Genomic DNA, 11258 nt, shown 5'->3' with positions numbered 1-11258 from the left:
CGGAATCTCCCCGTGACAGGATGGGGTGTCCGTAGCCGGGGGTGCAGATGTGCCCGGCGAGTGTGTTCGACGATGTGGAAGGGGCCGGCCCGGCAGTGAGCGACCACCAGAATCTGCTCGCGGAGCAGCGTCGTGCGCTGATCCTCGATGAGGTCAGACGGCGTGGCGGAGTCCGGGTCAACGAGCTCACCCGGAAACTCAACGTCTCGGACATGACGGTCCGCCGGGATCTGGACGCGCTGGCGCGCCAGGGCGTGATCGAGAAGGTGCACGGCGGGGCCGTGCCCGTCGCGGAGGCCACGGCGCACGAGCCGGGCTTCGAGGCGAAGTCGACCCTGGAGCTGAGCGCCAAGCAGGACATCGCGCGGGAGGCGGCCAGGATGGCCGTGCCCGGCAGCGCGATCGCGCTGGCCGGCGGCACGACGGCGTACGCGCTCGCACAGCAGCTGGTGGACGTTCCGGAGCTGACGGTGGTGACCAACTCGGTGCAGGTCGCCGATGTGTTCCATGCCGCGCAGCGCTCGTCCGCGGGGTCCGGGCCGCGCCCGGGGGCCGCGACCGTGGTCCTGACGGGCGGGGTGCGTACGCTCTCCGACACGCTGGTGGGGCCGGTAGCCGACGCGGCGATCCGTTCGCTCCACTTCGACGTGCTGTTCATCGGGGTGCACGGCATCTCGACGGAGGCCGGTCTCTCCACGCCCAACCTCGCGGAGGCGGAGACCAATCGCCGGTTCGTGCACTCGGCGCGGCGGGTCGTGGTGATCGCGGACCACACCAAGTGGGGCACGGTGGGGCTCAGTTCGTTCGCCTCGCTCGACCAGGTCGACTCGCTCGTGACGGACTCGGGCCTGTCGGACCGGTCCCGCGAGGAGATGACCGAGCACCTGCGGGATCTCGTGGTGGCGGGGGAAATCCCCGACAACGGCGGCGAGAACGGCGACCCCGCAGACATCTGACGGTCCGCCAGTTATGGTGTGCGGGCTTTCCCGCGCCGGGCTCGTACGGATCCGGCGCGGGTCCGCCCGCGAGGGTTCTCGCCCTCCCGACCGCCAGGAGGTACGCGTCATGGCTCGCCGACTCAGGTCCGTGGAACTCGACTTCGCCGAGTCGGCGCCGGTGCGGCCGGCCTTCACGGCCCACCTCGCGGCAGAGCCCGCAGCCGTCTACCGCGCGCTCGCCGAGGAGGTGTCCGACACGCCCGCCTGGTTCTCCTCCGTCGCCGCGGCCCGGCCCCTGGACGGCGGGGCCGGGCGCGAGATCAGGCTGCGGGGCGGGGTGTTCTTCCGCGAGACGATCATGGCGAGGGTCCCGGGCGAGCGCTATGCCTACCGGATCGACGAGACCAACACCCCCGGCGTTGCAGCCCTGTTGGAGGACTGGCGGCTCGCTCCGGCCGGCTCCGGGACCACCGTGCGGTGGACGATGGCGAGCGACGGCCCGGCGCTGTTCCGCCTGGCGATGCGGGCGGCACGACCGGGTATCGGCCAGTCCTTCAAGAGCGCGATGCGCAACCTGGACCGTCGGCTGACGGCCACACCGAAGGCCTGACCAACTCCATCAACTGCCCCGGATTCAGTGGCCGGTGACGGATCGCCAGATGTCGTCCAGGACGTCCGGGGTGAGCCCCCCGTCGGAGCGTGCGGCTACGAATCCGTCCGGACGGACGAGCAGCGCGCCCTGCGGGGGCAGACCGACCAGGCCGGTCCACGCGCCCTCGCCGTCGCGCAGGCCCCCTTCTCCCGACGCCGGGTCGGCGTCCACGCTTCGTATGTGATGCACCGTCACAGGGAGCGTCTTGGCCGCGTCGGCCCAGGCCGCGTCCGCTTCCGCGTCCCCACCGGTGAGCAGCGTGAAGCCCGGGCCGCACAGGTCGAGGGTGGACAGGCGGCTGCCGTCGCGGTCGAGCCAGAGGTGCGGGACGCGGGTGCCGGTCTGGCCCGCGAGCAGGTCGACCGTGTCCCCGGCCGGGGCACCGTGGACGGCGGCGGACGCATACCGGTAGCGGGTCATGATCTCCCCGGTGCCCAGCTGGCGGTCCAGCGCCTCGCCGTTCTGCGGGGTGCGGATGCCGTACCGGGCGAGGAACTCGGTGCGCAGCCAGGCCTGTTCGGCGACGAGCAGGCCGCGCGGGCGCCGCTCGGGCTCGTACGTGTCCAGAAGTGCGGCCGGCGCTTGTGCGCGCAGGACGGCGGCCAGCTTCCATGCCAGGTTGTGTACGTCGGCGATGCCCGTGTTGGCGCCGAAGCCGCCCCAGGGGGCGTGCCGGTGGGCCGCGTCGCCGGCCAGGAAGACCCGGCCTCCGCGGTAGGCGTCGGCGACCGCCGTACCGGTGTCCCAGGCGGCGCGGGCGAGCAGGTCGACGCGGAGATCGGGGTCGTCCGCGCCGATGGCGGTGCGCAGCAGGGCGACGCACCGCTCGTCGGGGTAGTCGCGCGGGCTCTCGCGCTCGGGGTCGTAGGCGAGGTGGAAGGACCATTCATCGGTGTTGTTCTTGGCCAGGAACAGGCCCGACACCTCGGGACCGGTGATCTCGCACTGGCTGAAGGTGCGGTCGCGCACCAGCTCGGTGAGGTCGGCGCGGAAGTAGAGGTTGAGGTAGTGGTGGGTGGCGGGGCGGGTGGTGCTGGTGATGCCGAGGGTGGTGCGGATCGGGCTGCCCGCGCCGTCGGCCGCCAGGAGGTAGTCGGCGTACACGGTGCTGGTGTGGCCGGTGGCCCGGTCCGTGACGGTGGCCGTGACGCGGTCGTCGTCCTGGGTGAACGCGGTCAGCTCGGTGCCGAAGCGGATGTCGCCGCCGCGCTGTTCGGCCAGTTCGCGCAGGACCGGTTCGAGGAGTACCTGGGGGCAGAAGCAGAAGGCGGAGGGGCTTTCGTCGGCGCCGACCATGGCGCCGGTGGCGAAGACGTGGCGCAGGTCGAGCGCCTCGGAGCCGGCGATGCTCCGCCCCCGTCGCGCGCCGCCGAACCTGCCCATTTTGAGGGCGGACGCGCTCGCGGCCTGTACGGCTTCCTCGACGCCGATCTGCCGGAAGATCTCCACGGCGCGGGTGTGCATACCGCGTGAGCGGGGCAGCACCGTCGGCTCGGTGTTGCGCTCCACGAGGACGTAGTCGACCCCGTGGCACTCCAGGCACAGGGCAGCGGTCAGGCCCACCAGTCCCCCGCCGACGATCAGTACAGATGGCATGACAGCTCCCCGTGTTCCCCGTGCCGTTCAGTGGATCTTTCCCACCGTAGACAGCAAAGTTACCGTCGGGGGCAAACTGCGGGTCAACGCTGCGGCGGGCTCAACGCGGCGTCGGCGGGCGGCAGTTGGGGGGACCGAAACAGAGCCCCGCTCAGTTCCCCTCGCGCGCCGGCACCACCGCCACCGGGCACTCCGCGTGGTGCAGCACCGCATGAGCCACGGAGCCCATCAGGAGGGAGCCCGGCTTCAGGCGGCGGCGGTGGCGGCCGACCACGATCAGCGCGGCGGAGGCCGAGGCGTCGACGAGGTGGCCCGCCGCGTCGGCGGGCGCGATCACGGCGTCCACCTCGACGTCGGGGAAGCGCTCCTCGAAGGGGCGCAGCCGCTCGGCCTGGTCGCGCTTCACGTCCCGCTCGGCCGGTTCGTACTGATCTGCGTCCAGCCTCCCCGGCGGGAACTCGCCCGCGACCATCAGGGCGGCCGGGGGCGGCGCCGGGTAGGCGTAGAGCACCTGGAGCAGCACGTTCCGCGCCCGGGCCTCGACGAAGGCGAAGTCGATCACTTCGTCCACGGTGTCGCCGAGGTTGAGCCCGAGCACGACCCGGCCCGTCGTCCGCTCGTCCTCGCCCGTGCGGGCCAGCGGCGGCACGACCACCACGGGGCAGGGCGCCCGGGTGGCGACGGCCAGGCTGTTGGAGCCGAGCAGCAGGCTGGCGAAGCCACCGCGGCCGCGCGAGCCCATCACCAGCATCCGGGCCTCGGCGCCCAAGGCGTGCAGTGCGTCCGCCACTTCGCCCTCCAGCGAGTCGAACCGCACCGAGGGCAGTCCGTCGCGGCCCGAGAGCGCGGCGCGCACCCGGTCGGTGACCGGGTCGTTCAGTGCCGGGCCCGGGCCGAGGGTGGACCGGCGGGCCGCCCAGAGCTGTGTGGCGTCGGGCAGGACATGCGCGATGACGAGGTCGGCGGCCAGTCTGCGGGCGGTCGGAATGGCCCATTCCAGGGCTCGCAGACTGTGATCGGATCCGTCTACGGCGACAACTACCGGGCGCGTGTCCATGTCGTCACCCTGGCACGCGGCGCGGGGGCCCGCACGGGCAGAAGGTCCCGTTCCGGACAGCTCAGCGGGCCGGCCAGACCCCGGTCTCCAGGAAGCTGTCGAGCGTCTCGGCGTACGGGGTGATGTCGAGGCCCTGCTCGGCGAGCCAGCTGTCCGAGTAGTACTTGTCGAGGTAGCGGTCGCCCGGGTCGCAGAGCAGGGTGACGATGCTGCCGGTGCGGCCCTCGGCGACCATCTCCGCGACGATCCGCAGCGCGCTCCACAGCCCGGTGCCGGTGGAGCCGCCCGCCTTGCGGCCGATCGCCTTCTCCAGGGCGCGTACGGCCGCGACGCTCGCCGCGTCCGGGACCTTCATCATCCGGTCGATGGCGCCGGGCACGAAGCTCGGCTCCATACGGGGCCGGCCGATGCCCTCGATGCGCGAGCCGCAGTCGCTGGAGGCGAGCGGGTCGCCCTGGGTCCAGCCGTCGAAGAAGCAGGAGTTCTCCGGGTCGGGGACGCAGATCATCGTGTCGTGCTGCATGTAGTGCACATAGCGCGCGATGGTGGCCGAGGTGCCGCCGGTGCCGGCCGTGGCGACGATCCAGGCGGGCTCGGGGTAGCGCTCCAACTTGAGCTGCTGGTAGATCGATTCGGCGATGTTGTTGTTGCCGCGCCAGTCGGTGGCCCGCTCCGCGTAGGTGAACTGGTCCATGTAGTGGCCGCCGGTCTCGGCGGCGAGCAGCGCGGACTCCTCGTACATCTTCATCGAGTCGTCGACGAAGTGACACTGGCCGCCGTGGAATTCGATCAGGCGGCACTTCTCCGGGCTGGTGGTGCGGGGCATCACGGCGATGAACGGGACGCCGATCAGCTTGGCGAAATATGCCTCGGAGACGGCGGTGGAGCCGCTGGACGCCTCGATGACGGGCTTGCCCGGCCGGATCCAGCCATTGCACAGGCCGTACAGGAACAGCGAGCGGGCGAGGCGGTGCTTGAGACTGCCGGTGGGGTGCGTCGACTCGTCCTTGAGGTAGAGATCGATGCCCCAGGCCTCGGGAAGGGGAAAGCGCAGGAGATGGGTGTCGGCGGAGCGGTTGGCATCGGCCTGGACCTTGCGCACGGCCTCCTTCAGCCAGGCGCGGTACTCCGGATCGCTGCGGTCCACATTGATGGTTTCCATGCCACTCCTCGTCGTGTCTGTGTGCCGCCCCCACGCTTGACAATACCCCTCTCACCTGCACAAACGTCCCCTTTGAGGATCCATAGGAGTGGCTTGTGGGGCGCCTGGTGGCCGCTGGACGGCACTGGCCCGGACCCGATCCTCCGCGCGCCCTGGTGCGTAGGCTCGTCGTTGTGCAGACTGCCCACCAGGAACGATGCGAAGGGGGCCGGACGGTCATGGCGGAACCCGAGTTCAGTGCGAAGGGCGTACGGATCGAGCGGTGGACCCGTTCGCTGACGCGAGCGGGCCAGGTGCTGATCAAGGACGGCCGGCTCGCCCTGCTCACCAGCAACGGGCGGGAGATCGACAGCGCGCCCGTCGATTCGGTCAGCGCGGCGCGCCCCCGGCTGCCCTGGCTGGCCAAGGAGGACCGCACGGTGGCGCGGCTGAACGGCACCCGTTACCGCTTGACGATGGGCGAGGAGCCGGGCCGTTCGCGCGGCCCCGATCTGACCCAGCGATTCCTGCAGGCCATACGGCAGACGACGCACGGCGCGCACGGCTGAAACGCGTGGGGCCCGGGGACGGAGTTGCGCAGTGCGAACCCCTGGGCCACGCTGGTGTCACATCACCGAGGGTTTACCGGCGGTGACGATCTGGGCAGGCCGCCGGACCAGACAGCAACTTCCGGACCTCATTCGGGGAGTCGCAACCGTGATCAGCCAGCCAAGCAGGCAGTGCACGGTGGAGCTCCAAGCCCTGCCGTCGCGGATCGGACAGGTCCGCAGAATCGTATCGGCGCAGTTGCGCTACTGGCATCTGGACCCGTTGATAGACGAGGCGGCGCTCGGAGTCACCGAGTTGCTCACCAATGTCCACCGGCATGCCGAGCCGGACAAGATGTGCACCGTGCAGATCGAGCTGCTGCTCGACCGGCTGACCATCTCCGTCCATGACCACGATCCGACGCTGCCCGCCCTGCGGGACGCCGACGCGCTCGCCACCAACGGCCGCGGTCTCGCCCTGATAGCGGCGGTCAGCGACAGCTGGGGGGTACGCCCGGAAGGCGAGTCCGGCAAGGCCGTGTGGTTCACGCTCGCCGCGCCCTCCCCCGCCGTGGCCCTGCCGCCGTACCCGCTGTACGCGGCGACGTCCGGCACTCCTTTCACGGAAACGCGGCCCTCGCGCGCGGTGCGCGGACGGACCGCCGCCCGGTCGCCCATCGCGGGCTGACCGGGCGGAACGCCGTCGGGCGCCATTCGGTCGCGATCGCACGGAGTACGTCGAGTCGCGCCGCGCGGCGCGCGGGCCGCAAGCCCGCCACCGCCCCGGCCAGCAGGCCGACGAGGGCGACCACCGTCAACTGGAGAGGCGGCAGCGCGAAGGCGCTGGTGCCGGCCGAGTCGGACGCCTTGACGAGCACCCAGCCACTGAGGCGCAGCGATGCGTCCAAGTCCCGTTCCCCCCAAGGGAGTTGACGCCGTCCTCGCTCTGCGAGAGCAAACGCATCCGGTCGAGCACGCGCTCCGCGGCGGGATCGGGCATCCGGTCGTCGAGCGCGCTCAGGTCGGTGTCGCCGGCGCCGTACACCTTCACGGCGTCGACGGTGCGGACGGCGGTGCTCATGCCGCACCGTCCTTGCCCCCAGGGGTCAGGTTCGTCCGTCCGAAGTGCTCCTCCAGGACGGAGATCCGGCGCCAGTACTCCTCCTCGTCGATCTCGCCGGCCGCGAAACGGCGGCCGAGGACGGCGATGGGCGAGCGGTCGTCCAGGGGCGGGCGCCACGGTCCGCGGCGGCCCCACCGGCCGGTGCGGCGCAGCACCGTGACGACGGTGAAGATCACGGCTGCCCAGACCAGCGGGACGAAGAAGATCCAGGGTCCGGGTCCTGCGTAGGCCAGCGTGTTCATCTCGGTCAGCTCCCTCGGTGGGGTGGTTTTCTCGGTGCTTCGAGCCTCCCGCCGCAGGGGGTCCGAGTCGTCGTACGGCCAGCGGCAGTCGGCGTACCCCATGGGGAGTAGATCGGGTTCCGTCGACTGCTCTGGATTCTGTACCTACTGGTATGTACAGTGGCTTCATGAGCACTCCGGAGCGTCTGATCGAAGCCACCCGCGAGCTGTTGTGGGAGCGGGGTTACGTAGGCACCAGCCCCAAGGCCATCCAGCAGCAGGCGGGCGCGGGGCAGGGCAGCATGTACCACCACTTCGCGGGCAAGCCCGATCTGGCCCTCGCCGCGATCCGGCGTACCGCCGAGGAGATGCGCCGTGCCGCCGAGGCCACGTTCGGGGGCGGCGGCACGGCGTACGAGCGGATCTCGGCGTATCTGCTGCGCGAGCGCGATGTGCTGCGCGGCTGCCCGGTCGGGCGGCTCACGATGGACCCCGAGATCATCGCCAGCGCCGAGCTGCGCGCGCCGGTCGACGAGACGCTCGACTGGCTGCGCGGACGGCTCGCGGGAATCGTCCAAGAGGGCCTGGACCAGGGCGAGTTCAGCGCTCCCCTGGTGCCGCGGGAGATCGCCGCGGCCGTGGTGGCCACCGTCCAGGGAGGCTACGTCCTGGCCCGCGCCTCCGGCTCGACCGACGCCTTCGACGCGGGCGTACGCGGACTGCTCTCACTGCTCGCCCCTGCCGGCAGAACCCAGTGACTGCCGCCAACCCCCAGCGAAGGAACGGTCGTACGTGCACATCACCCGTCAGCGCCCCGACACCCGGCCCGGACCGGCCGAGAACTTCACCGGCACGGTCTGGCTCGACGAGATCGCGGTGCCCCAACCCCCGTCCCCGATAAGGATGTTCAGCGTCCACTTCGCTCCTGGCGCCCGCACCGCGTGGCACCGCCACCCGCACGGTCAGGTCCTGCACGTGACCGAAGGCACGGGTCTGGTGCAGCGCCGGGGCGGTGAGATCGAGCCTATCCGGGCGGGCGACACGGTCTGGATCGAGCCGGACGAGTGGCACTGGCACGGCGCCGGGCCTCGCACGTTCATGACGCATCTCGCGGTCGTCGAGGCGGCCGTCGACGGCACGACCGTCGAGTGGGACCGCCACGTCGGAGCCGACACGTACCCGGCTGTGACCGGCCCCGCTTCCTGAGGAGTACGCGATGCACGCCATGCAGTACGAGATCACGCTGCCCGCCGACTACGACATGGAGATCATCCGCAAGCGCGTCGCCACCCGGGGCCACCTCCTGGACGGCTTCCCCGGGCTCGGCCTCAAGGCCTATCTGATGCGCGAGCGCGGCGCCGGATCGCCGGTCAACTCCTATGCCCCGTTCTACCTTTGGGCCACTCCCGAGGGCATGAACTCCTTCCTGTGGGGTCCCGGATTCCAGGGGATCGTCGACGACTTCGGGCGTCCGGAGGTACGGCACTGGACGGGTCTGTCGTACGCGGAGGGGCCCGCGTCCGGGGCGGTGCCGATCACGGCGACCCGCCTGCGCGTGCCCGTACCGGAAGGCGTCGAACCGGCGCGGTTCGTGGCGAACGAGGTCGCTCGGACGCTGGAGCCCGGGGTGGTGGCGAGCGCTGCAGCCATCGATCCGAGCCGCTGGGAGCTGGTGCGGTTCACCCTCTGGGAGCAGCCCGACCCCCCGGCCGAAGGCGACCGGTTCCAGGTGCTTCATCTGTCGGAGCCCGGGCGCACGGGGCTGCGATCGGGGCGGCAGTGGTGAGCGCGGTGCACACGGTGCTCGGCGAGGTGCCGGCCGACCGGCTCGGCGTCGTCGACTCGCACGACCATCTCTTCATCCGCAGCCCGCGGTTGCCGGGCCAGGAGCTGGACGACGTCGGGGACGCGGCGGCCCGGCTCGCCGCGTTCGGCGCGCTCGGCGGCGGCACGGTGGTGCAGTGGACGCCGTACGGCATGGGGCGCCGCATCGCCGAACTGCCCGCGCTGTCAAGAGAGTCGGGGGTGCACATCGTCGCCGCCACCGGACTGCACCAAGCCGCCCACTATTCCGGTGAGTTGCTCGATTCGGTACGTGACCGGCTGGCCGAGCTCTTCGTGGGCGAGCTGACCGAGGGCATCGGTGACACCGGGGTCCGGGCGGGCCTGATCAAGGTGGCGGGCGGCTTCCACGGGCTCGACGAGCACGCGGCACTCACCATGCGGGCGGCCGCCGAGGCGCACCACCGCACGGGCGCGCCGATCGCCGTCCACCTGGAGCTGGGCACGGGCGTGCTCGACGTACTCGACCTGCTGTGCGGGGAGTCGGAGGTGCCACCCGAGTCGGTGATCCTCGGGCACCTCAACCGCTCACCCGATTTCGCCGTGCACCGCCTGGCCGCCGAAGCGGGGGCCAACCTCGCCTTCGACGGGCCTTCGCGGGCCAACCACGCCACCGACTGGAGGATGCCGGACGCGCTGCGGGCGCTCGCGGACGCGGGGTTCGCCGACCGGCTGCTGCTGGGCGGGGACACCGTGACCCCGGACACCCCGGGCATGCCGTATCTGCTGCGCCGGGTGCGTCCCAGGCTCGAACTCGCCCTGGGAAAGGGGCTGTTGGAGGAGATCCTCGTCGCCAATCCGGCGCGGGTCTACGCCTGGTGAGTGAGCGCGCCGAGCGGGTCGTCGAGCACCGGCTGCCAGGCCAGCTCGGCCGCGCCGACCAGGCTGTTGTGGTCGAGGGAGCAGGCGAGGATCGGGACGCCGCCGCTCTGGCCCCACAGGCTGCGGTCGGCCACGACGGCCCGCAGCCGGTCCGGGTCCGCCTCCAGGAGCGCCTTGTGCAGGCCGCCGAGGATGATCCGGTCGGGGTTGAGGATGTTGACGAGTCCGGCGAGGCCGAGGCCGAGCCGGTCGATGAGCTCCTCGGCGGCGTGCCGGATCGTTACGTCCGCGTACTCGTGGCGCAGCAGGGCCCGTGACTGTTCGAGGAGCGACACCTCGGGCCCGGGCGTGCGGCCCGCCGCCGTGAGGAAGGCGAGCGGGTCGGCCTCGACGTCGAGGCAGCCGCGGCTGCCGCAGTAGCAGGGGCGGCCGTCCGGGTTGACGGTGAGGTGGCCGACCTCCAGGGCCAGGCCCGAACTCCCGCTGTGCAGACGTCCGTCGAGGACGAGGGCGCCGCCGACGCCGCGATGGCCGGTGGCGACGCAGAGCAGGTGCTGAGCGCCGCGGCCCGCGCCGTGCCGGTGCTCGGCGAGCGCGGCGAGGTTGACGTCGTTGCCGGTGAAAGCGGGGCCCGTGATGCCGGCCGCCCGGACCCGTTCGGCGAAGATCTCGCGCACCGGGGAGCCGGCGGGCCAGGCCAGGTGCAGCGGGTTGAGCGCGGTGCCCTCCGGTTCGGCGACGGCCGAGGGGACCGCGAGGCCCGCTCCCACGCAGCGGCGACCGGTGCCCTTGAGGAGGGCCGCGCCCGCGTCGACGACCTCACCGAGCACCTGGGCCGGATCCGCCGAGACGATCACACAGCCGGGGTCGGTGGCGACGATCTCGCCGCCGAGGCCGACGAGCGCGGCCCGGTAGCCGTCGGCGTGCACCTGCGCGGCGAGCGCGACGGGCCCGGTGTTGCTGACGGCGAGCCGGTGCGAGGGGCGGCCCTGGGAGCCGGCCGCGGCGGGCCGGGAGTCGACCTGGATCAGGCCGAGGGCTTCGAGCTCGGCGGCGACCGCGCCGGCGGTGGCACGGGTGACGCCCAGCTCGGCGGTGAGCACGGCGCGGGTCGGCGCGCGGCCGGTATGCACCAGCTCCAGCGCGGGTCCGAGCGCGCTGCGGCCCCTCTCCAGCCTGGTCCGGGTGGTCGTCGCCTTGCCGTTCATGGGGGCGAGTCTCCCATGATCCCGACGGAACCGGTTCTTCCGGCAGTTGGCCGGGCGATGGGCCCGGCGCCGCGGCCGGGCGGCCACCCGTGGGACTCCGCCCCAGACCC

General features: G+C 72.1%; 14 protein-coding genes. 8 read left to right on the top strand and 6 right to left on the bottom strand.

Annotation, left to right across the window (positions count from 1 at the left end):
• Nucleotides 1–95 precede the first annotated feature (95 nt).
• Nucleotides 96–956 carry a DeoR/GlpR family DNA-binding transcription regulator gene (locus ACSHXC_RS33690; protein WP_438295138.1) on the top strand — a complete coding sequence of 287 codons (861 nt, stop codon included), beginning with the start codon at nt 96–98 and terminating at the stop codon, nt 954–956.
• Nucleotides 957–1065: 109 nt separating this feature from the next.
• Nucleotides 1066–1548, top strand: coding sequence for an SRPBCC family protein (locus ACSHXC_RS33685; RefSeq protein ID WP_438295137.1), 483 nt, complete (start codon nt 1066–1068; stop codon nt 1546–1548).
• A 24-nt stretch (nt 1549–1572) separates the two neighbouring features.
• Here ACSHXC_RS33685 and ACSHXC_RS33680 read toward each other — a convergent pair whose 3' ends face one another.
• The 3 genes from ACSHXC_RS33680 to ACSHXC_RS33670 all read right to left on the bottom strand — a co-directional run bounded on the left by ACSHXC_RS33680 (nt 1573) and on the right by ACSHXC_RS33670 (nt 5405).
• The gene (locus ACSHXC_RS33680) at nt 1573–3186 is read right to left on the bottom strand and encodes an FAD-dependent monooxygenase (protein ID WP_438295136.1); all 1614 of its coding nucleotides are present in this window, start codon (nt 3184–3186) and stop codon (nt 1573–1575) included.
• Nucleotides 3187–3337: 151 nt separating this feature from the next.
• Nucleotides 3338–4243: a universal stress protein gene (locus ACSHXC_RS33675; RefSeq protein WP_438295135.1), complete on the bottom strand. Its 906-nt coding sequence runs from the start codon at nt 4241–4243 to the stop codon at nt 3338–3340.
• Between the two features lie 61 nt (nt 4244–4304).
• A complete protein-coding gene (locus tag ACSHXC_RS33670; protein ID WP_438295134.1) occupies nt 4305–5405 on the bottom strand; it encodes a PLP-dependent cysteine synthase family protein in 1101 nt (366 codons plus the stop codon).
• A 218-nt stretch (nt 5406–5623) separates the two neighbouring features.
• Here ACSHXC_RS33670 and ACSHXC_RS33665 point away from each other — a divergent pair, with 218 nt between their 5' ends.
• Entirely contained in the window at nt 5624–5953 is a 330-nt protein-coding gene (locus ACSHXC_RS33665) for a hypothetical protein (RefSeq protein WP_438295133.1), read from the top strand.
• Between the two features lie 148 nt (nt 5954–6101).
• Complete coding sequence (locus tag ACSHXC_RS33660) at nt 6102–6620, top strand: ATP-binding protein (RefSeq protein ID WP_438295132.1); 519 nt, start codon at nt 6102–6104, stop codon at nt 6618–6620.
• Between the two features lie 126 nt (nt 6621–6746).
• Here ACSHXC_RS33660 and ACSHXC_RS33655 read toward each other — a convergent pair whose 3' ends face one another.
• Entirely contained in the window at nt 6747–7013 is a 267-nt protein-coding gene (locus tag ACSHXC_RS33655; protein WP_438295131.1) for a hypothetical protein, read from the bottom strand.
• Nucleotides 7010–7297: an SHOCT domain-containing protein gene (locus ACSHXC_RS33650; RefSeq protein ID WP_438296975.1), complete on the bottom strand. Its 288-nt coding sequence runs from the start codon at nt 7295–7297 to the stop codon at nt 7010–7012. The genes ACSHXC_RS33655 and ACSHXC_RS33650 overlap by 4 nt, the downstream gene beginning before the upstream one ends.
• A 152-nt stretch (nt 7298–7449) precedes the next feature.
• On the opposite strand from ACSHXC_RS33650, the gene ACSHXC_RS33645 reads away from it, so the two are divergent.
• Genes ACSHXC_RS33645 through ACSHXC_RS33630 form a run of 4 tightly spaced genes read left to right on the top strand, consistent with a single transcriptional unit; the run spans nt 7450 to nt 9940 of the window.
• Complete coding sequence (locus ACSHXC_RS33645) at nt 7450–8034, top strand: TetR/AcrR family transcriptional regulator (RefSeq protein ID WP_438295130.1); 585 nt, start codon at nt 7450–7452, stop codon at nt 8032–8034.
• Nucleotides 8035–8068: 34 nt separating this feature from the next.
• Nucleotides 8069–8482: a (R)-mandelonitrile lyase gene (locus tag ACSHXC_RS33640; RefSeq protein WP_438295129.1), complete on the top strand. Its 414-nt coding sequence runs from the start codon at nt 8069–8071 to the stop codon at nt 8480–8482.
• Between the two features lie 10 nt (nt 8483–8492).
• On the top strand, nt 8493–9062 hold the full coding sequence (locus ACSHXC_RS33635; RefSeq protein ID WP_438295128.1) for a DUF4865 family protein: 570 nt from the start codon (nt 8493–8495) through the stop codon (nt 9060–9062).
• The gene (locus ACSHXC_RS33630) at nt 9056–9940 is read left to right on the top strand and encodes a phosphotriesterase family protein (protein WP_438295127.1); all 885 of its coding nucleotides are present in this window, start codon (nt 9056–9058) and stop codon (nt 9938–9940) included. Before ACSHXC_RS33635 ends, ACSHXC_RS33630 begins: the two co-directional genes overlap by 7 nt.
• On the opposite strand, the gene ACSHXC_RS33625 is transcribed toward ACSHXC_RS33630, so the two are convergent.
• Nucleotides 9928–11148: an ROK family protein gene (locus ACSHXC_RS33625; RefSeq protein WP_438295126.1), complete on the bottom strand. Its 1221-nt coding sequence runs from the start codon at nt 11146–11148 to the stop codon at nt 9928–9930. The two genes, ACSHXC_RS33630 and ACSHXC_RS33625, sit on opposite strands and share 13 nt — an antisense overlap.
• Nucleotides 11149–11258: the final 110 nt, after the last annotated feature.

It is taken from the genome of Streptomyces sp. HUAS TT7 (assembly GCF_051550175.1).
Lineage (GTDB): Bacteria > Actinomycetota > Actinomycetes > Streptomycetales > Streptomycetaceae > Streptomyces.
Note: the sequence above shows the minus strand (reverse complement) of the source record. Positions and strands in the feature narration are given on the sequence as shown.